The following is an 18,883-nucleotide window of genomic DNA, read 5'->3' on the forward strand; positions in this document are numbered from 1 at the left end:
GCTGCCGAGGTTTTTCGTGTCCTAGTTCTATACAGTGCTTCGCACTAATATTAAGTTTACTTTTTTTATCCACTTGAAGCAATACTTTGTAAATTCCTTCAATAAACTGTCACAAATACGCCACAATTATGGCTGAATTTGTCTCTTATGCTTGCAAATCTGTTTTTAGTTGTTCTGATGATCTCTCCCACATACCTGCATCATAATCTTGTAGGAATTTTGCTAATACTTCTTTAGAAGAAACATCCATATGATCCACGATTACTTGACCTTTAATTGATTTATCCATTCGATTCACATGTTCAGGAAGTGACTTATACCCTCTTCTAATTGATCGATCAACTGTAAACTCACAAGCTGTTACACCCGCATAATACGTACCTTCTTCCCCACGTTCTACCGTTACCCAGATTAACCAGTACGGCTTTCCATTAGGGACTTCTTCTTTTGTTTTTAAAAACTTAATGCCTTTTTCTTGTGGGCTGCGGGCATGCATTGCCCCAACCTCGATTGAAGCCTCTTTTTCATTGACATCTATAATAACCGGCGAGACATTATCTAAACTAAAAGCACCGGCCCCGAATCCACCATGCCCCTCGGTTGGGTCACTTTTAATAATATTAAACTCCATTTTTTTCTTATTCTCTGCCATTTGAAACTCCTCCTTCATCTATGATCTCACAAATAATGTATAAAAGAATGCGCTTAGGTTTTCCATAATCGCTGGAAGTAATGTATTCAGGATAGGGCTAATCGTATATTGACTGAGCGGTGTAATCACAAGGATGAGAAAAATAAGACCTCCATAATTCTCAATTGACGTCATCTTCGCTCGCCAATCATTTGGTACTAAATCTGCAATCACCCGATAGCCATCTAAAGGCGGCAAAGGGATTAAATTAAATATGAAAAGAAGCATATTTAGACCAATAAAAATATTGAGAAACGCGAGCAACGACTCCGGCACTGTATAACCATTTCCAATTAACCAATACCATAAACCTAAAGCAAATGTAGCCAAAACAAAATTACTCAATGGACCAGCTAAAGAAACACATACACCAGCAAGCCTCGGATTTTTAAAAAAGAAGCGGTTAACAGGGACTGGTCTCGCCCACCCAAAACCCGCTATAAAAATTAAGAGTGTCCCAATTGGATCTAAATGACTAATGGGATTCAACGTCAATCTGCCTTGATTTTTTGCCGTTGGATCACCAAATTTATAGGCGACCCAAGCATGTGCAAGCTCATGAAGAGTGAAGGCAATAATTAACGTGATAGCTACATAGGGAATATCCCTAAGTGGATAGGCTAAGAATTGTTCCACACTTTAATCCCCTTTTTTAACTCATGAATGAGTGTTTTATACCTTTTCATTAACCATATGTAAACCTTATCTTTGTCATACATATTAAAGTATAACGCATCATTCCTGCAATAAGGAAATCATGCGCTACTATAAATTTGCTTGTCTAAATGAAGAAAATATGGAAAACTTAAAATAATCGTTGTTCAGAAACAGCGCGAATTCATTTAGGAGGAAGAACTTATGCCATACGTAACTGTTAAAATGCTTGAAGGACGTACAGAAGATCAAAAGAAAGCACTCGTAGAAAAAGTCACAGTAGCCGTGAGCGAAACAACAGGTGCTCCAAATGAAAAAATCACTGTATTTATAGAAGAAATGAGCAAGAACCATTATGCTGTTGGTGGCAAGCGTCTGAGCGACCAATAAAATACAAGATTGAAATATATCGGCACTGACAATGTTAGTTATTCGTTGGTGCCGGTTATTTTTTTTGTGTTCCTGGTGAATTCCTTCATGTACGATTCTCTATTGTTCTTGTACACTATTATTGATTTTGCCTAGGTTCTTCATATCAGAATTTCCTCTCGGATCCTTTTTTTCACTCATTTTCGGCCGAATCCAATCAAATTTTCGCTCCGCCTTCCGGATCCCATTAGATTTAAGAGAACTACGCCATTCTGAGGGAAATACAACGTTTTCTTTTCAGACATGAAGAAACTTTCCAGGGTGAGGATAAGCCGGAACAAATTAAATTTTATGCGCGTAAGTAAGAGCGTAAAAATACAGCATGAAATATGTGTATTTTTACGGTTTAGTTGTGCTCTCAGTACCTTTTCTCTTTCTGAGTGACTCACAAACTTCTTTTGCGAAGCGCTCATTCTCTTTTCTCACCTTGAGTGACTCGCAAACCTCATTTGCGAAGCACTCATTCTCTTTTCTCACCTTGAGTGACTCGCAAACCTCATTTGCGAAGCGCTCAGTTCCTTTTCTCTTTCTGAGTGATTCACAAACCTCAGCTGCAAAGCGCTCATTCTCTTTTCTCACCTTGAGTGACTCGCAAACCTCATTTGCGAAGCGCTCAGTTCCTTTTCTCTTTCTGAGTGATTCACAAACCTCAGCTGCGAAGCGCTCATTCTCTTTTCTCACCTTGAGTGACTCACAAACCTCATTTGCGAAGCACTCAGTTCCTTTTCTCTTTCTGAGTGACTCACAAACTCTAATCCATCAAAACAGAAGCACTCAATTCTTATTAACGATTAAGTCACGCAATATCATTTCCACACGAGCATAAATATAAACAACCTCAATATGAAAAAGACCGCTCCTATGATAGGATAGCGGCTTTTGTATTTAAGGCATCGATATAGTGATAAGCTTGGTTAATCTCTTCTTCTGTATATCGTTGTTTGCTTTTGAGCGTGAAGATCTTTTCCTTTACTTCTTCTTTAGGCAGTTCCTCGAAGTATAAGACAGTGGATACTAGCTCTAGAAATCTTGCTGATTGTTCATTCATATCAACGAGACAGTCTTTTAAATGAGGCATATTTACTTCATTTAATTCTAGAAATTCTGTTCCCGATTCGGTTAGTGTATAACGATATTGATAGTATCCACCTTTTTTTTCTTTAATTTCATTCAAGAATCCCATATTGCATAGTTCTTCAATACGAAGAGTGAGTTCTTCTGAATAAGGTCCATAAAAGTGAAAGGCAAATTTCTCATGAAAAGGATAATTGATTTTTTTTGCAATGTAAATCATTTTTTGTAGCTTTTTACGGCCGACAATTTCATCCGAGGCAGCAATGGCATGAATGATTTTTGCATGGTCTTTCAGCACATTGATTCATCTCCTAATTATTTATTACGTTCGATTCGAACTTTTTTATTCTAAGTCTAGTAATTTTCGTATTTGTTTCTTAATCTCTTTATGTGGCCCTTCATCATGAAGGAGATTGGCAGGATAGTATAATTTATGATCGGTCCTTCTTTTACCTGAGATAGCATCAACAATCGATGATTCCCGAGATAATTCCCTTACCTCTCCATTTTTCGATAATAAATGAATCGGTAAACGCTCCTCTTCTTCACCCGGTCGATAAAAATCATAAGGTAAATCAGAGGAAGAATCGACAACTAAGTAATATTCAGGGTCAATTCCCGCTTTTAAAAATAATATAGACAGCTCTGACAGTTTCTTATATTCCTTGGCTGGGTCAAATTCAACATACTTAAAGAGATGACGGTCTAAGAAACGTTGCGCTAAATCACTTAAAATCTCATCTTCTTCCCACTGCCACATTTGGAAATAGTATAGAGAAATTGATTCATCCAGATGAATGTAATCATCCACCGTTATTTCGCCTTTAAATAAAGAATAAAAATGAGCAGGGGCTTGTTTGAACTGATAAGATGCTTCATATAGAGCCTTTGCCCTATGGAGAATTTTTGTTAAGATTACCTCTGCACTTCTCGTTACAGGGTGAAAATACACTTGCCAATACATTTGGTATCGACTCATTATGTAATCCTCAACAGCATGCATGCCACTTTGTTTAATCACAACCTGGTCTTCCCTTGGCCTCATCACTCGTAAAATACGTTCCATATCAAAATGACCATAACTCACGCCTGTAAAATAGGCATCTCTTTGTAAGTAATCCATCCGGTCGGCATCAATTTGACTAGAGATTAAACTGATAACTAATTTGTTTTTAGACGTTTTCGCAATTATTTCTTCTACTTTTTTTGGAAAATCATCACTTACTCTTCTTAACACATTGTTGACTTCTGTGTTACTGAGAATAATTTTCTTTGTAAAATTTTCATGATCTAAGCCAAATACCTTTTCAAAAGAATGCGAGAACGGCCCATGACCTAAATCATGTAACAATGCTGCACAAAGGGTTAATAAACGATCGTCATCATTCCACTCTGGACGTCCTTTGAAGACATCATCGACAATTCGCCTAACAATTTCATAGACACCAAGCGAATGATTAAACCGGCTATGTTCCGCTCCGTGAAAGGTAAGAAAGGTTGTTCCTAACTGTTTAATCCTTCTTAGACGTTGGAATTCTTTAGTACCAATCAAATCCCAGATAAGACGATCTTTCACGTGAATATAACGGTGAACAGGATCTTTAAATACCTTTTCTTCAGTTAATTTTTCTGTCGCATATGACATCATGACACCTCCTTTTTTTATATAGACATAACCAATATATTAACTTCTTTTTTTACATTCAAACATTTGACTGCTCTTCATCTGTTTTTTTCTTCCCCTATTATATCTTTCTCTTTCTTTTGTTTCACCCCCCGAATGTAATAGACCAACCTCTCCTGCACATACGAACCCCTGTCCTAGTTGTTTTTTGGCGAAATGAGAATTTTTTTCGACATTTTTAACATGATTTACCATACGTATCTATTAGAAATCATCTTCTACTATCCTTTCAAACATAGAATGTATAAAACCTTTTATTCTTGACAATCCTATTGCTAAAGCTTAACTATTATAAAAATTTAGGGAGTTGAGATCATGAAAGTACGTCAAGATGCATGGTCAGAGGAAAATGATTTATTATTAGCAGAAACGGTTTTAAGGCATGTACGTGAAGGTAGTACGCAATTAAATGCATTTGAAGAAGTTGGAGATAAGTTGAATCGCACATCAGCTGCTTGCGGGTTTCGCTGGAATGCAGTTGTACGGCACCAATATGAAAAAGCCCTTCAACTAGCAAAAAAACAACGAAAGCAACGACAAAGAATGCTTGGCAAAGAGCAAGGTGGAAAGAAAAAACTATTATATTCACCACCAGTTCCTACATTAGATGACGTAGAAACAGCGATGGAGCCGATGAATGATTTGCTATTTGAAGAACCTGAAGTCACAACAACTAATGCGACTCCTACTGAAGAAGTGGAAACACCTGTATTCAAAACGGAGGAAACTTCATCATCTAATATGACGATGGCAAGTGTCATTCAATACCTTGAATCATTAAGTCACTCAAGTATTAAACTGGATATCTTAAAAAATGAGAATGAAAGACTTAAGCGCGAGAATGCTTCTTTAAAGGCTAGAAACCAAGAATTAGCGGCAAGAGTAAGCAAGCTAGAGCAGAATAGTGTCACTATCCAAGAAGATTACGAGACATTAATGAATATTATGAACCGTGCTCGAAAATTAGCGATTTTAGATGATGAGGAAAGAACCGCCACTAAATTCAAAATGGATCGTAATGGCAATTTAGAAAAACTAGCAGAATAAATGATTAGACTGTGGTTTACCACAATCACTTATAAAAATAACTGAGTAAAAGGCTGAATCAGCTTACTCAGTTATTTTCTTTCTATTTTGCGTGACTTACTAGATTAAGATTTATTCGTACATTTGATAAGTTCTTCACCAGTGGTAAAACAAGCAAAAGAGCACCTGTTTCATTCTAAAATCTGCAAATTATTCGGGAGCTGTCTGGACTCATATTATTTCTTGTTCATGATTTTTTCGTTTCTATCGACTACACGGTCGAAATAGTTTTCAAACATTGGTGCTTCAGTAACGGTTAACTGACCTGAATGAAGCGTGCCACTATATTTCTTTAATGTTTGTAGGAAGCGGAGCATCACATCTTCTATGGTGAATTCCGTTTGGAGTAGTTCAGCTAGCGAAGCCATCACTGTTGGATCAATGTCAGGATAAGTAAACTTAGTCTTCTCATCCTCTTTACTAATACGGTAAAATTCTTGAATGAGTTGCGCTCGTTCACTGCCACTGCCATTTACACAAAGGTAGATTTGCACAGCGACACCCTTTCTCAATCTGCGTTGTGAAATGCCTGCAAATTTCTGGTCACCAATGCTTAGATCATAACTCCCTGGACAGTAGGACTTGGTGATCTCTTTCGCTTCAATTTCTACGGGAAAATCAGCGAACATTTCTTTCACTAAAAACCACATCGCATCATATCCACGGTTAATATCAATACCTTTTTCCGTTTCCTGCAGCACTAAAGTAATATTCAAGACACCTTCATCGAGAACAACCGCAAGCCCACCTGAATTCCGCACAATACAGTCATAACCTTGTTGCTGTAAAAATTGAACCCCTGCGTTAATAAAAGGCAGTTTTGTATCTTGAATACCAAGTACGATTGTGCGGTCATGCACCCAGCTTCTCGCAGTAGCAGGAGAGAGTCCCGCTCCAACCGAAGCGCATAAAGTATCATCCATACCGAAAGAGTGAAGTGCACTGACAAATCGCCCTGATTGCGACTGATCAATTATACGCCATTCTTTTTGTTCTAATAAATTTAAAGCCTCTTCCATTCCTTCTGCTCCTTTACCATTTAAGAACTATTCGACTAAAGCTTGACTAGCCGTAATAATCGCAAGCTTATAGACATCTTCCTCATTACAACCGCGGGAAAGATCATTAACCGGTTGATTCAAACCTTGTAAAATCGGACCTACCGCTTCAAATCCGCCTAATCTTTGCGCTAACTTATAGCCAATATTCCCTGCTTCAAGGCTTGGGAATACAAAGACATTAGCTTGGCCATTGATTGGTGAACCCGGCGCTTTTTTCTCTGCGACAGAAGGTACGAACGCTGCGTCAAACTGAAGTTCTCCATCAATGACAAGCTCTGGATTTTTTTCTTTGGCCATAGTTACTGCCTCAATGACCTTATCAGTTTCTGGAGAATTTGCAGATCCTTTTGTCGAAAAGCTCAACATAGCCACACGAGGATCAATATCCATCATTTTTGCTGTTTTGGCACTCTCTACAGCGATTTCTGCTAATCCTTCTGCATCAGGGGAAATATTGATCGCACAGTCAGCAAAGACATATTGTTCTTCCCCACGAACCATAATAAATACACCAGAGGTCCTTTTCACCCCTGCTTTTGTTTTAATGATTTGTAATGCCGGTCGGACAGTGTCTGCTGTTGAATGTGCCGCGCCACTTACCAAGCCGTCCGCTTTGTTTGCATAAACAAGCATCGTTCCAAAATAGTTTCCATCCAAAAGAATTTCCTTTGCTGCTTCCGCTGTTACTTTCCCTTTTCTCCTGTCGACGAATACAGGAAGCAATTCATCCATATACTCACTATTTTTCGGGTCAATGATTGTACAATTTTCTAAAGAAACCCCTAATTTAGTGGCCTGATTAGTAATTCCCTCTTCATCTCCAAGTAAAATAGGTACAAGAATGCCTTCCTCAGCTAAGCGACTGGCAGCTACAAGAATTCTATCGTCTGTGCCTTCAGGAAAAACGATTTTCAAACTCTTCCCGTTTATTTTTGCTTTCATTATTTCAAATAAGTTGCTCATATTAAGCCCCTCCAATTAATCATTTAAAATACAATTATTTCTTCTCTTCTTCCATTACAATAGACCGCTCGTTAAATAGCAATAGAAAAGGCAAATGTCGGTTAATTCTAAAAAATGAATTCTTTTTAATAAAACAGTGCACTGAAGCGCTTCATTCATATCATACTTATAACCTATCCATTAAGCAAAATAACTAATCAACACTAGCTGGTTTTAATCGTGTGGTTTGCTGGCTAAACTATGGTATAGTAAACATGAAGTAAATAGTACATATATGAGGAGCGATGACAATGAACGAAGCAGCAAAAACTCTTGACGGCTGGTATTGTCTCCATGACTTCCGTGCCATCGATTGGACTACATGGAAAATGATTTCTAGCGATGAGCGTGAAGCCGCTATTCACGAATTTCTATCACTGGTTGATAAATGGAACACCACGCAAGCTGCCGAGCAAGGTAGCCATGCACTATATACAATTGTCGGTCAAAAAGCAGACTTTATGATGATGCTTTTACGCCCAACAATGGAAGAATTAAATGAGCTAGAAAATGAATTCAATAAAACAAAATTAGCAGAATATACGATTCCGACTTTCTCTTACGTTTCTGTCGTTGAATTAAGTAACTATATGGCAGGAGATTCTAATGAAGACCCTTATCAGAATCCTCATGTGAGAAGTCGATTATATCCAACACTTCCACAAGCGAAATATGTTTGCTTCTATCCAATGGATAAGCGTAGACAAGGTGAGGACAACTGGTATATGCTCCCAATGGATCAACGTCGTGAATTAATGCGCAGCCATGGTCTCATCGGACGCTCTTATGCTGGCAAAGTTAAACAAATCATCACTGGCTCAGTCGGATTTGACGATTATGAGTGGGGCGTCACTTTATTTGCCGATGATGTGCTACAATTCAAAAAGCTCGTATACGAAATGCGTTTTGATGAAGTAAGTGCTCGTTACGGAGAGTTCGGTGCCTTCTATGTAGGTAACATTTTACCAGAAAATGATTTAAGTAAGTTTTTACATGTTAATTAATCGATATCGTTCCCGTCAATTTATTGGCGGGAGTTTTTTTGTCATAAAAGAAAAGGCTTATACATAGTTATAAATAGTGAGTTTATGAATAAGCCTCTATCTAGCAACATGGCAAACTTTTTAAGAGGTGATTGTATGGGCGTGATAGCCTACACAGAAGCAGATGTAAAGCTACTAGCAAGACTTTTGCGTGCAGAAGCAGAAGGTGAAGGAAATCTTGGTATGTTAATGGTTGGCAATGTCGGCGTCAATCGCGTCCTTGGTAATTGCTTGGATTTTAAAGACATTACATCCATTAGGCAAATGGTTTTTCAAAATCCTGGTGGGTTTGAAGCAACGCAGAAAGGCTATTTTTATCAAGCGGCACGATCGAATGAATTGAACTTAGCAAGAAGAGCTTTAAAAGGCGAAAGGCAACACCCTGCTAGTAATGCTTTATGGTTTTTTAGACCAGGTGGCGATTGTCCAGCACAATGGTATAACCAATGGAATTCAGGTAGGTTCAAATCACACTGTTTCTACATCCCTACCGAATCAGATTGCCCATCTGTTTATTAATTTATTTGGAGGGAAGTGCAATGACTCAACAAGGTTATCCTTATTATGGTGGGAATCCCCAACAACAACAACAGCAATACAACAACCAATATCAGCAGCAGCCTCAACAGAATTTCAACACTCAACCACCTTCAGTAAACATACCAACACAAGGGATGCCAACAAACGTTCAAGGTCAATCAACAGGTCAACTGCCAATGGAACAATCCTTTATTGAAAATATTCTCAGATTAAATCGCGGCAAGCTTGCATCCATCTATACAACATTTGAAAATAATTCACAATGGAATGCCAAAGTGTTTAAAGGAATCATTGAAGCAGCTGGACGTGATCATGTCATTATTAGTGATCCCGAAACAGGTGAGCGCTACTTAATCCCAATGATTTATTTAGATTATGTTGTTTTCCCTGAGGAGATTGAATACTATTATCCAGCGCAATTAACACAATACAACCCAAGGTAAGCAGAAAAGCGGAAGCGGCTCGCTCTGGAGCGACAAGCATAAGACGAAGATGGCTTTGAGGTTGTTCTTTACCTCATAGACAGCTTTGACTTATGACCTCGAGCTCCATGACGCTGGAGCTAGACATGATGAAAAGCGGAAGCGGCTCGCTCTGGAGCGACAAGCATAAGACGAAGATGGCTTTGAGGTTGCCCTTTACCTCATAGACAGCTTTGACTTATGACCTCGAGCTCCATGACGCTGGAGCTAGACATGATAACTCATTGAAAAATTTTATACTTTCTGTTGAAAAAGGGCTGAACATCATAAATGTTCAGCCCTTCATTATATTATAAGTGTTTTACAGCAAATACAAGAATAAGTACCCAACCGACAAGGAATGCTACACCACCAATAGGTGTAATGGCGCCTAATATGGATATTTTCGTTAATGCTAAGATATATAAACTTCCAGAGAAAAATAAGATACCAAATGCCATTAACCAGCCAGACCAAGTTAATAAGGAAGAGTCTGGCATTTTCGATAATAATAAAGCAACAATAAAAATTCCAATAGCATGGAACATTTGATATTGTACAGCCGTTTGCCAATTATCCATATACTTGCCTACTACTTTACCTTCTAAAGCATGGGCTCCAAATGCACCAAATGCAACAGCTAGAAAGGCAAAAATCGCCCCAATAATGATGAAAAGCTTCATTTATTTTCAGCCTCTTTCTTTTAAGTATGTATTTAGTATAACAGGTAAAGTAAAGCTACTCCTTAAAAGTCAAAAATCGACTCACCGTTTGCCTCATCACCCATTTTCATTGGTTTTTCATTCAGGCTTACCTGTTGAGGACCGGGGATATTCGTCTGAGGAGTTACCATCGGTTGTTGCTGCGTTTGCGCAGTCCGTACTACTCCCGTTGATTGATCAAGAATCACTTCACACAACGTTTTAATAGCATGGACTCTTTCTCTTACTGCCGATTCATTTAACCCTTTCGCCTCAATAATCTCAGCTTCCATTTTACTTAGCATTTTCTCGATTGAAATACTCATGTATTCACCTACTTCATCTACCATCTTTTTCTTCCTATAGTGTATCAGTTCTTCTTTTCAAAACGCAAACACGATTGCCCTGACGCAGTATGAACCTCCATCGATGGCCATTTTTTTGTTTTAAAACCAAATGCCTTGCAGCCTCTGGGAAATCTTTGATCCCATGTAACATAGAAATACTTACATTTGACACAGCTTACCTTTTTCTCCGGCATTTCGACAGCACCCCTCTCGTTTCACGTGAAACATGACGAAAAGTCTTATATATTGTCTATTTTCCAATCTATCGGTTTCTCTCCCCATTCTAACAATTTTTGATTAATTTTTGAGAATGGCTTGCTACCAAAGAAGCCTCTATGAGCAGATAACGGACTCGGATGGGGCGCGAGGATAGTGGCATGTTTTTCTGTATTAATTAACTTTAACTTCGCTTGCGCGGGCTTCCCCCACAACACAAAAATAATAGGCTTCTCTCTATGATTTAAAGTAGTAATAATATGATTCGTAAACTCTTCCCACCCTTGTCCACGATGAGCATTGGCCTCTCCTTCTCTTACTGTTAATACCGTATTTAATAATAATACCCCCTGCTTCGCCCAAGAAATGAGGCAACCATGGTTAGGTATGGGACAACCAATATCTGTTGCTAATTCTTTATATATATTTCGTAGAGACGGAGGTATTTTCACACCAGGTTGTACCGAAAAGCTTAAGCCATGCGCCTGATTGGCACCATGATATGGGTCTTGACCAAGGATAACCACTTTTGTCTCTTCAAAGCTTGTATATTCCAATGCATTAAAGATATTTCCCTTTACAGGATAAATCGTATGATTCCGATATTCCTGTTCTAAAAAGCTCATCAACTTTTGGAAGTAAGGCTTTTCTTTCTCCGGAGAAAGTCTTTTCTGCCAATCCGAATTCATCTCTTTCTCTCCTTCATTAGTTTTTATACTATTTTCATTGATTATTAGATATACTATAGAGAATACAATTAACTGCTCGGAAATGAAAGCACGAAAGCGGAAAGGATGAGGTGATAGATAAAATGAAGGTTGCCTTAATACACGCAACAACGACTGCTTTAAAGCCTATAGAAGAAGCGTTTAGAAAAGTGGCGCCTGAGGTTGAATTATTACATTTCATGGATACTCACTTACTGACGATGATTGAAGAAAGCGGCTCATTGACACCAGAAATTGCTCGGCGCTTTTCAAAATCTGTCTCTTTAGCAGCGGAAGCTCGCCCTGATTGTATTCAACTAACTTGTTCGGCATTCAATCCTTTAACAGCTATCCTTCAACCACTTTGTCGAGTGAAAATGTTCCGTTCAGACGAAGCGATGCTAGATGAGGCTTTAGAATATAATCGAATCGGTTTAATTTCTACCGTCAGAGAAACACCCGAAGCGCTAATTAATTACCTACAAGCACGTCAGCCGAACTGTGCCATTGAATCTGTTGTTGATCCTGGCATCATCCATCTACTTTTTGAAGGAAAAAAAGAAGAACATGACGAAAGAGTCAGGAGAATGGTGGCGGAAATGGATGGGAAGGTAGATGTCATCGCCCTCTCGCAATACAGCATGGCACATGTAGCTAACCAAGTGACACCCAACACCCCTATTCTTGTTGCACCGGAAGCAACTGCGAAACGGTGTTTTCAATATATACTGCAAAAATGATTTAAGAAACAAGCATAATCACTGCTTGTTTCTTTTATTCACTAAATTGCTCTACTGTTCATTTTTATTAAGAAATGTTTGTATCGATACGGATTCAAATGAAGCCACCTATTCACAAGGAATGATAAATTCATATAGTAGTTGCTCACTATTTAGTAGCTTCACACATTAAACATTTCTAGCTTGTCCTGGTTCATTCAATGACTGCTGCTTTGTGTTTCGTAAAATAATCGCCAAAGCAACAAGGAATAAACAAGCAGACACTTGAAAGATAAAAGTTACTGATACCACACTTTTTAATATGCCTACTAATGTTATACTCATTACCATAGACCCGCTAAACAGAGGCACTAAAATACCGTTGACCCTTCCTATAAGATGATCATTTGTATTTTTTAATACCATTGTATGAATGCCTATTTGAATAACCGGAAGAAATACCCCATATAAAAATTGTCCTAATAGTGTTAGCGTAAGTACTGTTGAATAGCCAATTATACTTATAGATATCGCGGTCATTGCCACTCCTATTGCTAAAAACTTCATCGGTTGTATCTTACTAGATAAAGTAAATGATATTACTCCACCAATCACCATTCCTAAGCCATTTATCATTAGAAGCCACTGTAAATACTCTGTTCCTAATGACAATTTTTCCATGACAATAAAAATGTTCATTGGTTGAATGAGCCCTACTGCTAGTCCTGCAAATAAGAAACATGCCCCCAGCGCTTTTAATTGATTATTTTTAAGGACGTATTTTATTCCACCCCTCATATCATCCAAAATATTGGCTATATGTATGGACGACTCCCTTTCAATATTTTTACTCTCTGTAATGAAAACCAACGAAAGAGCAGATAATAGAAAGGCACTTCCAGTGATTAAAATGGAAGGGAGAAGGCCTAAGTTTTCATAAACAATGGTACCAATGACCGGCCCCATTATCATAAAAACAGCAGATAAGGTTTGATAAAGAGACATCGCAGGCTGTAATAGTTTGTCTGGGAGATTTTGCTTAAATAACTTCATACCCGCTGGTTGTGAAAGCTGGGAAAGCACTGCAGAAATTAAAGTAATAAAAAAGACAACTTTCCAAGTACTAAAAAGTAGCGCAGCAAAAATAGCAAAAATTGATATTGCCGTAAGAATATCACACCATACCATCGTCTTCTTTGGTCGCCAACGGTCTGCAAATGTTCCTCCTAGGAAAGAAAACAAAAAAATGGGGGCATACTCCGCAAGCATTATAAAAGAAATGGCTATAGCGTTTCCATTCGTTTGTTCAGTAACAAATAGTAATATCGAAAAGTTCCTTATCCAAATACCCATTTGAAGAAATAAGGCAGAGAAAAGGATACAATAAATAAAGCGGTTTTTAAAAATTGAACTCACCTTTCATTCTCCTTTTTGAATACTTTCACCTAAATATTAAATCATAACCATTAAAAAACAGATCTTATCCTCGTCCAAAATACCCACAGAATTGAGAAAAAGAAAGCTTAGTGAAAACACCACTAAGCCTCAATGTTTACTTCTTCTTTTTGAGCTCTTTTCTTTTTAAACTTCTTTTTCATCTTCATTAAAGCTTCATAAACAACTGGAACGACAATCAAAGTGAGTATTGTTGACGTTGTAAGACCACCAATGACTGTTATCCCTAATCCCCTCGAAATTAGGCCACTTCCATCCGTCTCACCAGTAAACACAAGTGGAACTAATGCCCCTACAGTTGCAAAAGCAGTCATTAATATCGGTCTCAAACGTGTTGTACCCGCTTCTAATATTGCCTCCCTTAAATCAATACCTTCTTTTTCATTCTGAATAATTCTCGCCACTAAAACGATCGCATTTGTTACAACTATTCCGATTAACATTAAGGCACCGATCATTACTGAAATACTAATTGGTTCTCTAGTTAACAAGAGTCCAACCAAACTCCCAATAATTGCATATGGCAAGGAGAATAGGATAGCAAATGGTGCTAGACCACCTCCAAATGTGACAATTAAAACGAAAAATACAACGAAGATAGCAAGACCTGAAGCAATAATTAATTGATTAAAAGAGTCTTCAATTTGATCTGAAACACCGCCAAATTCGAGGTTGACTCCATTCCCAAATGAAATTCCTTTTAATTCACTTTCTAAATCTTTGATTGTCTTATTGATATCATTGCTTTGAACATTAATCGTTACTTCACCATATTGCTTGCCATTACGATTGTATATAGCTGAGGGAGCTTCTTGCTCAATGAGTTCTGTCACCTCTGATAGTTCTATCTCTTCACCAGACAAAGTGGAGATAGGCAACTTAAGATAATCCTCCTGTTTTTCAATCGTTTTTGCTGTATTCAAGTAAACAGGTAAGTCGTCTCCTTCCTCATTTATAGTGGTGAGTCTCATGTCCACCCCTCCACCTAGTGCTGAATAAACCTGTTCTGGGTGCACGCCATTATTGATTAATTCATCCAGTTTCAGCTGAAAACCAAGCTTATCATGCAACTCAGAGACATTGGTTTTTATGCTCTTTACTTCTTCTCTATTTGATAGTTTATCTTCAATCTGACCTATTGACTGATTAATCTCTTCAAAATTATTACCGTAAACATAAATATTCATTTGACTATTGCCTGAACCAGAATCCTGAAAACTCCATTCTCCCTCGGTTTGCTTCCGAATTTCAGCAGAGATTACTTCCTGCTCTTTTCCAAAGTCTTCAACGCTTCCTTTATATTTAATGAAGAATAGAACTTGTCGGGTATCCGCTGGGTTAAGTGGATTTCCTCCACCTTGTGATGATTGGACGAGCTCTATATGTTCCCTACCAAGCAAATAATCTTCTACAGTCTCTACTTGCTCATTAATTTCTTCTCTTGTATCACCTGTTTCTGGATCATAAGTGATAATAAGTAAGTTATTTTCATCTTCTTGTATGAAGGTGACGCCAATAAATGGAATCAAAAACAAACTACCAATTAAAAGAATATTGATACATGTGAAAGATACGATTTTATGATTAAGACTCCATCTTAGTATCTTTCTATACGTTTCTCCTCTATGTTTCTTATCTCTAGAAGCACGCTTTTCCACTTTTCTACTCATCATAAAATGAGCCATCATTGGCACAATTGTTATAGAAACTAACAGTGAGGCTAAAAGGGCAAATACGATTGTTAATCCAAAAGGATAAAATAGTTCTCCTACTGGACCATCAACAAGCCCTAATGGAAGGAACACTGCAATTGTTACAATCGTAGAGGACATAATTGGTGAAAACATTTCCTTTGTAGCTGCTACAATTAATGCATTTCCACTCAATGGTTCTTTAGATAACTTTATTTTTCTATGAATGTTCTCAATAACAACAATCGAGTCATCAACTACTCTTCCAATGGCAACTGTCATCGCTCCAATTGTCATTAAGTTCAAGCTTATTCCAATCCGATGAAGTAACAATAATGCAATGAGTAATGATAGGGGAATTGAAATAACCGATATAAGGGTAGATTTTATATCTCTCAGAAACAGTAATATAATCAATACTGCAAAGGCGGCTCCTATTAGAGCCTTTTTGAACATCATACTGATGGAATCTTTTATTGGATCGCCACTATTCAATACTGTTTCAAATGTTAAACCGTCATATTGTTTTTCAAACTCATCCATTTTATTGGTTATTGCGTCAATAATTTCAACCGTATTCCCGTTTACTCCTTGTACTACTTGTATACCAATTGACTCTTTCCCATTAAATCTAGAGATGGACGATGAGCTTTGCTCTAACTCAACTTCAGCAATATCACTAAGGGTAGGTGTTGCTTCTGCTGTTTGATCTACTCCTTCTATTACAGATTGCGGATTAATTGGCACACTGATATCCTTTAGTTTTTCTATATCCACTTCGCTTTGAATCGCAACGACCTTTTCTTGATTATCAACCTCTTTCACACCTAATGAAAATTCATTTAATACGCTATTCAAATATTCTGCTACGTCTTGATCACGCAGTTGATATTCTTGTAGTCTTTCCGGTAAAAGATTGATTCTGACCTCTTTCGACTCATTCCCAACGATATTTACTGTAGAGATTCCCTGAATTTCTTCAAAAGCCGGCTGTATTTCATTTTTAACGAGATTGCTTACTTCTGAAAGGTTACTATTCTGATTTAATACGGATACAACTAAAATTGGTAAATCATTAAAGCTAAGTCTCGCAACCTTTGGTGTCTGGGCATCCTCCGGAAGATTCAAATTTTTTATCGTTTCTTCAATTTCCTGTTCTGCTTCCTTAAGATCCTTATCAAATCCATATTCTACTTGGATCGATGACGCGTCTTGCATGGAAGTTGATACCACATTTTTTACTCCATCTAAATTCCGCACACCATTTTCTATCTGATTGGTAATTTTATCTGAAACTTCTTCAGACGATGCACCGGGATAAATAGTTGTAATATCAACGATTGGCTCATTAATATTTGGGAGTTGCTCCATTTTCATTTGAAAGGCAGAAAACATACCAAAGACTATAATAAAGATTGTGACGATCCAAATTGCGAGCTTGTTCTTAATTGAAAAATTAATAATTGACTTCATTCTTCGACTCCTTCTATATTTTACTTATTATCACCTACAAACACCTCTCTATTGTATTCAGTTTGAACAACAAAAAGATTAGAGTATCACGCAAATTTCGCCTGTTATTAAAAAATGCTAAAAACCTCCTAAAAAAGGAGGTTTTTTCATAGGTAAACAGTTGTAATTTCTTCTATAGACACAATTACAGAACCATTAACTGAAGCAATACCCTTCCCTTTCATTAATCCATTCCTTATTCTTGTAACCTCAAAGTACAAATCTAACCTATCCCCTGGATAAGCTGAACCATGTATTTGTGCGCCATTAATCCCGGCTAATATTTCATATTTTTCTGATTTTTCAACGCGAACAAAAGCGCCGATTTGCCCAATTGCTTCAATAATAAGTGTAGAAGGCATACTTTTTTGACTTTCACTAATAAACCATTCATTATAGCTTATATTTTTATAACCCTTTACCCACATCATCGGTTCTCTTTCAACTACTCGATCTACGTATAGGAAAGGATACTTGTGCGGTAAATACGATAAGCTTTCCATAACCTTAAACAGATTCAGATTTTTTTTGTTTCTCAATAAAACTAATAATATTATTGATAGTCATAAAGGAATCAGTATCTAATGTGCTATATTCTAAGCCAAATTCTTTTTTTAATTCATTAATGAACACCAAAACATCCATAGAATCTAAACCATATACTGAATCTGGCCCAAATAAATAGCTATCATCCAATAATTCCTCCGGTTTAATATCCATTTTATAGACCTCAATAAATTTCTCTTTTATTTTTTCTTTCATTTTCCTAACCCCTTTTCTCATTTTTAGTATATTTTAAGCAGATAGAACCCCATAAGAAACCCGCGCCAATAGCTGAAAGAACAATCGTATCATCCTCTTTCACTTTTCCATCTTTCAAGGCTTTATATAAAACTGAATATAATGTCGCTGAACCAGTATTGGCATATTCTTGTACAGTTATGGTCGTTTTTTCGAGTGGGACATTTAAATCATGCATAACTTCTTTTACTATATTAAGATTTGCCTGATGGACTAAGAAATGATCAATATCACCTATTGATAATCCTGCAGATACTATGGCTTCCCTTATAGAAGTTGGAACTACTCTTGTTGCAGTATTCCAGACTTCACGACCATTCATCTTAACAAATTGGCTTGTTCTATAATCTTCATTTTCACCCAGTGGTACTGTCCCGCCTCCAGGGATTTGAACTGCATAATTAAGCTCTGAATCTAAATGGAAGGAAAGAATGCCTCCACCCTCTCTTGTTTTTTGCAACACCATTGCTCCAGCTGCATCACCAAAAAATACACGTGTAGTGCGATCCTTTGGATCACTAATCCTCGAAAGGATTTCACAACCGATCACTAATACATTTTTCACATTGCTATTTTGGAGTAGATGAGTCCCGACATACATAGCATAAATCCCACCTGCACAGCCACTTTGCGTAAGATCAATCGGAATCGCTTTTTCTGCACCTATTTTTTCTTTGATAATCATTGCAGTTGAAGGTAATGCTTGATCAGGTGAAGTAGTGGTGACAATAATGGCATCAATCTCTTCTGCTTGAATATCAGCATCCAGGAGTGCCTCCACCGCTGCACTTGCACAGAGATCAGAAGTCACATACTCCTCTTCTAAGTACCTCCTTTCCTTTATTCCGGTTTTGTCCTGTATCCATTGATCACTTGTATCTAGTTCTTTCACTAGATCTTCATTTTTGACAATTTTGCCTGGTACACGAAATCCTATCCCTTGAATATTAACTGGGATTTCTAACCCTGTTTGATTCAATATTTTTTCAGTGAGTAATGCTTCCATTTA

21 protein-coding genes are annotated in these 18,883 nt (G+C 37.5%); 6 read left to right on the forward strand and 15 right to left on the reverse strand.

Annotated features, from left to right (window positions below; genetic code table 11):
* Nucleotides 1–145: 145 nt before the first annotated feature.
* A complete protein-coding gene (locus LG276_RS22100; RefSeq protein WP_224936792.1) occupies nucleotides 146–652 on the reverse strand; it encodes a YwhD family protein in 507 nt (168 codons plus the stop codon).
* A gap of 18 nt (nucleotides 653–670) precedes the next feature.
* Nucleotides 671–1,327 carry a site-2 protease family protein gene (locus LG276_RS22105; RefSeq protein WP_224936793.1) on the reverse strand — a complete coding sequence of 219 codons (657 nt, stop codon included), beginning with the start codon at nucleotides 1,325–1,327 and terminating at the stop codon, nucleotides 671–673.
* A gap of 222 nt (nucleotides 1,328–1,549) precedes the next feature.
* Here LG276_RS22105 and LG276_RS22110 point away from each other — a divergent pair, with 222 nt between their 5' ends.
* A complete protein-coding gene (locus tag LG276_RS22110; protein ID WP_095371543.1) occupies nucleotides 1,550–1,735 on the forward strand; it encodes a 2-hydroxymuconate tautomerase in 186 nt (61 codons plus the stop codon).
* A gap of 378 nt (nucleotides 1,736–2,113) precedes the next feature.
* Here LG276_RS22110 and LG276_RS22115 read toward each other — a convergent pair whose 3' ends face one another.
* The 3 genes from LG276_RS22115 to LG276_RS22125 form a co-directional block, all read right to left on the reverse strand.
* Complete coding sequence (locus tag LG276_RS22115) at nucleotides 2,114–2,455, reverse strand: hypothetical protein (RefSeq protein ID WP_404292910.1); 342 nt, start codon at nucleotides 2,453–2,455, stop codon at nucleotides 2,114–2,116.
* Nucleotides 2,456–2,633: 178 nt separating this feature from the next.
* Nucleotides 2,634–3,146, reverse strand: coding sequence for a YwgA family protein (locus LG276_RS22120; RefSeq protein ID WP_224936795.1), 513 nt, complete (start codon nucleotides 3,144–3,146; stop codon nucleotides 2,634–2,636).
* Between the two features lie 45 nt (nucleotides 3,147–3,191).
* A complete protein-coding gene (locus LG276_RS22125) occupies nucleotides 3,192–4,493 on the reverse strand; it encodes an HD domain-containing protein (protein ID WP_404292911.1) in 1,302 nt (433 codons plus the stop codon).
* Nucleotides 4,494–4,847: 354 nt separating this feature from the next.
* On the opposite strand from LG276_RS22125, the gene LG276_RS22130 reads away from it, so the two are divergent.
* Nucleotides 4,848–5,579 carry an RsfA family transcriptional regulator gene (locus tag LG276_RS22130; RefSeq protein WP_263624192.1) on the forward strand — a complete coding sequence of 244 codons (732 nt, stop codon included), beginning with the start codon at nucleotides 4,848–4,850 and terminating at the stop codon, nucleotides 5,577–5,579.
* A gap of 215 nt (nucleotides 5,580–5,794) precedes the next feature.
* Here the strand turns inward: LG276_RS22130 and LG276_RS22135 are convergent, their stop codons facing one another.
* Nucleotides 5,795–6,637, reverse strand: coding sequence for a lipoate--protein ligase family protein (locus tag LG276_RS22135; RefSeq protein WP_224936797.1), 843 nt, complete (start codon nucleotides 6,635–6,637; stop codon nucleotides 5,795–5,797).
* Nucleotides 6,638–6,664: 27 nt separating this feature from the next.
* Nucleotides 6,665–7,642 carry a phosphate acetyltransferase gene (gene pta / locus LG276_RS22140; RefSeq protein ID WP_281203249.1) on the reverse strand — a complete coding sequence of 326 codons (978 nt, stop codon included), beginning with the start codon at nucleotides 7,640–7,642 and terminating at the stop codon, nucleotides 6,665–6,667.
* 290 nt (nucleotides 7,643–7,932) lie between these two features.
* Here pta and hemQ point away from each other — a divergent pair, with 290 nt between their 5' ends.
* The 3 genes from hemQ to gerQ all read left to right on the forward strand — a co-directional run bounded on the left by hemQ (nucleotide 7,933) and on the right by gerQ (nucleotide 9,707).
* Nucleotides 7,933–8,685, forward strand: coding sequence for a hydrogen peroxide-dependent heme synthase (gene hemQ, locus LG276_RS22145; protein ID WP_404292913.1), 753 nt, complete (start codon nucleotides 7,933–7,935; stop codon nucleotides 8,683–8,685).
* A gap of 135 nt (nucleotides 8,686–8,820) precedes the next feature.
* Nucleotides 8,821–9,243 carry a cell wall hydrolase gene (locus LG276_RS22150; protein ID WP_224936800.1) on the forward strand — a complete coding sequence of 141 codons (423 nt, stop codon included), beginning with the start codon at nucleotides 8,821–8,823 and terminating at the stop codon, nucleotides 9,241–9,243.
* Nucleotides 9,244–9,263: 20 nt separating this feature from the next.
* On the forward strand, nucleotides 9,264–9,707 hold the full coding sequence (gene gerQ / locus LG276_RS22155; RefSeq protein ID WP_224936801.1) for a spore coat protein GerQ: 444 nt from the start codon (nucleotides 9,264–9,266) through the stop codon (nucleotides 9,705–9,707).
* 329 nt (nucleotides 9,708–10,036) lie between these two features.
* On the opposite strand, the gene LG276_RS22160 is transcribed toward gerQ, so the two are convergent.
* From LG276_RS22160 to LG276_RS22170, 3 genes are all read right to left on the reverse strand, one after another.
* The gene (locus tag LG276_RS22160; RefSeq protein ID WP_095371531.1) at nucleotides 10,037–10,408 is read right to left on the reverse strand and encodes a DUF423 domain-containing protein; all 372 of its coding nucleotides are present in this window, start codon (nucleotides 10,406–10,408) and stop codon (nucleotides 10,037–10,039) included.
* A gap of 62 nt (nucleotides 10,409–10,470) precedes the next feature.
* Nucleotides 10,471–10,776 carry a YwdI family protein gene (locus LG276_RS22165; RefSeq protein ID WP_251162341.1) on the reverse strand — a complete coding sequence of 102 codons (306 nt, stop codon included), beginning with the start codon at nucleotides 10,774–10,776 and terminating at the stop codon, nucleotides 10,471–10,473.
* A gap of 236 nt (nucleotides 10,777–11,012) precedes the next feature.
* Nucleotides 11,013–11,678, reverse strand: a complete 666-nt coding sequence (locus LG276_RS22170; protein ID WP_404292915.1) for a uracil-DNA glycosylase — start codon at nucleotides 11,676–11,678, stop codon at nucleotides 11,013–11,015.
* Between the two features lie 122 nt (nucleotides 11,679–11,800).
* Here LG276_RS22170 and LG276_RS22175 point away from each other — a divergent pair, with 122 nt between their 5' ends.
* Nucleotides 11,801–12,436 (forward strand): aspartate/glutamate racemase family protein, encoded by a 636-nt coding sequence (locus LG276_RS22175; RefSeq protein ID WP_404292917.1) that lies wholly within the window; start codon nucleotides 11,801–11,803, stop codon nucleotides 12,434–12,436.
* Between the two features lie 168 nt (nucleotides 12,437–12,604).
* On the opposite strand, the gene LG276_RS22180 is transcribed toward LG276_RS22175, so the two are convergent.
* The 5 genes from LG276_RS22180 to LG276_RS22200 form a co-directional block, all read right to left on the reverse strand.
* On the reverse strand, nucleotides 12,605–13,831 hold the full coding sequence (locus LG276_RS22180) for an MFS transporter (RefSeq protein ID WP_289434899.1): 1,227 nt from the start codon (nucleotides 13,829–13,831) through the stop codon (nucleotides 12,605–12,607).
* 122 nt (nucleotides 13,832–13,953) lie between these two features.
* On the reverse strand, nucleotides 13,954–17,034 hold the full coding sequence (locus LG276_RS22185; RefSeq protein WP_404292919.1) for an efflux RND transporter permease subunit: 3,081 nt from the start codon (nucleotides 17,032–17,034) through the stop codon (nucleotides 13,954–13,956).
* Between the two features lie 146 nt (nucleotides 17,035–17,180).
* On the reverse strand, nucleotides 17,181–17,576 hold the full coding sequence (locus LG276_RS22190) for a 3-hydroxyacyl-ACP dehydratase FabZ family protein (RefSeq protein WP_251162343.1): 396 nt from the start codon (nucleotides 17,574–17,576) through the stop codon (nucleotides 17,181–17,183).
* Between the two features lie 4 nt (nucleotides 17,577–17,580).
* Nucleotides 17,581–17,835, reverse strand: coding sequence for an acyl carrier protein (locus LG276_RS22195; RefSeq protein WP_095371523.1), 255 nt, complete (start codon nucleotides 17,833–17,835; stop codon nucleotides 17,581–17,583).
* Nucleotides 17,836–17,839: 4 nt separating this feature from the next.
* The gene (locus LG276_RS22200) at nucleotides 17,840–18,880 is read right to left on the reverse strand and encodes a 3-oxoacyl-ACP synthase III family protein (protein ID WP_404292921.1); all 1,041 of its coding nucleotides are present in this window, start codon (nucleotides 18,878–18,880) and stop codon (nucleotides 17,840–17,842) included.
* Between the last annotated feature and the right edge of the window lie 3 nt (nucleotides 18,881–18,883).

The sequence above is a fragment of the Cytobacillus kochii genome (assembly GCF_044790165.1).
GTDB lineage: Bacteria > Bacillota > Bacilli > Bacillales > Cytobacillaceae > Cytobacillus > Cytobacillus kochii.

What these genes read in the sequence shown, in the direction of transcription:
- pta (WP_281203249.1), bottom strand. Translation starts at nt 7,642, where the DNA reads ATGAGCAACTTATTTGAAATAATGAAAGCAAAAATAAACGGGAAGAGT.
- LG276_RS22200 (WP_404292921.1), bottom strand. Translation starts at nt 18,880, where the DNA reads ATGGAAGCATTACTCACTGAAAAAATATTGAATCAAACAGGGTTAGAA.
- LG276_RS22195 (WP_095371523.1), bottom strand. Translation starts at nt 17,835, where the DNA reads ATGAAAGAAAAAATAAAAGAGAAATTTATTGAGGTCTATAAAATGGAT.
- LG276_RS22190 (WP_251162343.1), bottom strand. Translation starts at nt 17,576, where the DNA reads ATGGAAAGCTTATCGTATTTACCGCACAAGTATCCTTTCCTATACGTA.
- LG276_RS22185 (WP_404292919.1), bottom strand. Translation starts at nt 17,034, where the DNA reads ATGAAGTCAATTATTAATTTTTCAATTAAGAACAAGCTCGCAATTTGG.
- LG276_RS22150 (WP_224936800.1), top strand. Translation starts at nt 8,821, where the DNA reads ATGGGCGTGATAGCCTACACAGAAGCAGATGTAAAGCTACTAGCAAGA.
- gerQ (WP_224936801.1), top strand. Translation starts at nt 9,264, where the DNA reads ATGACTCAACAAGGTTATCCTTATTATGGTGGGAATCCCCAACAACAA.
- LG276_RS22160 (WP_095371531.1), bottom strand. Translation starts at nt 10,408, where the DNA reads ATGAAGCTTTTCATCATTATTGGGGCGATTTTTGCCTTTCTAGCTGTT.
- LG276_RS22130 (WP_263624192.1), top strand. Translation starts at nt 4,848, where the DNA reads ATGAAAGTACGTCAAGATGCATGGTCAGAGGAAAATGATTTATTATTA.
- LG276_RS22125 (WP_404292911.1), bottom strand. Translation starts at nt 4,493, where the DNA reads ATGTCATATGCGACAGAAAAATTAACTGAAGAAAAGGTATTTAAAGAT.
- LG276_RS22100 (WP_224936792.1), bottom strand. Translation starts at nt 652, where the DNA reads ATGGCAGAGAATAAGAAAAAAATGGAGTTTAATATTATTAAAAGTGAC.
- LG276_RS22165 (WP_251162341.1), bottom strand. Translation starts at nt 10,776, where the DNA reads ATGGTAGATGAAGTAGGTGAATACATGAGTATTTCAATCGAGAAAATG.
- LG276_RS22170 (WP_404292915.1), bottom strand. Translation starts at nt 11,678, where the DNA reads ATGAATTCGGATTGGCAGAAAAGACTTTCTCCGGAGAAAGAAAAGCCT.
- LG276_RS22175 (WP_404292917.1), top strand. Translation starts at nt 11,801, where the DNA reads ATGAAGGTTGCCTTAATACACGCAACAACGACTGCTTTAAAGCCTATA.
- LG276_RS22135 (WP_224936797.1), bottom strand. Translation starts at nt 6,637, where the DNA reads ATGGAAGAGGCTTTAAATTTATTAGAACAAAAAGAATGGCGTATAATT.
- hemQ (WP_404292913.1), top strand. Translation starts at nt 7,933, where the DNA reads ATGAACGAAGCAGCAAAAACTCTTGACGGCTGGTATTGTCTCCATGAC.
- LG276_RS22110 (WP_095371543.1), top strand. Translation starts at nt 1,550, where the DNA reads ATGCCATACGTAACTGTTAAAATGCTTGAAGGACGTACAGAAGATCAA.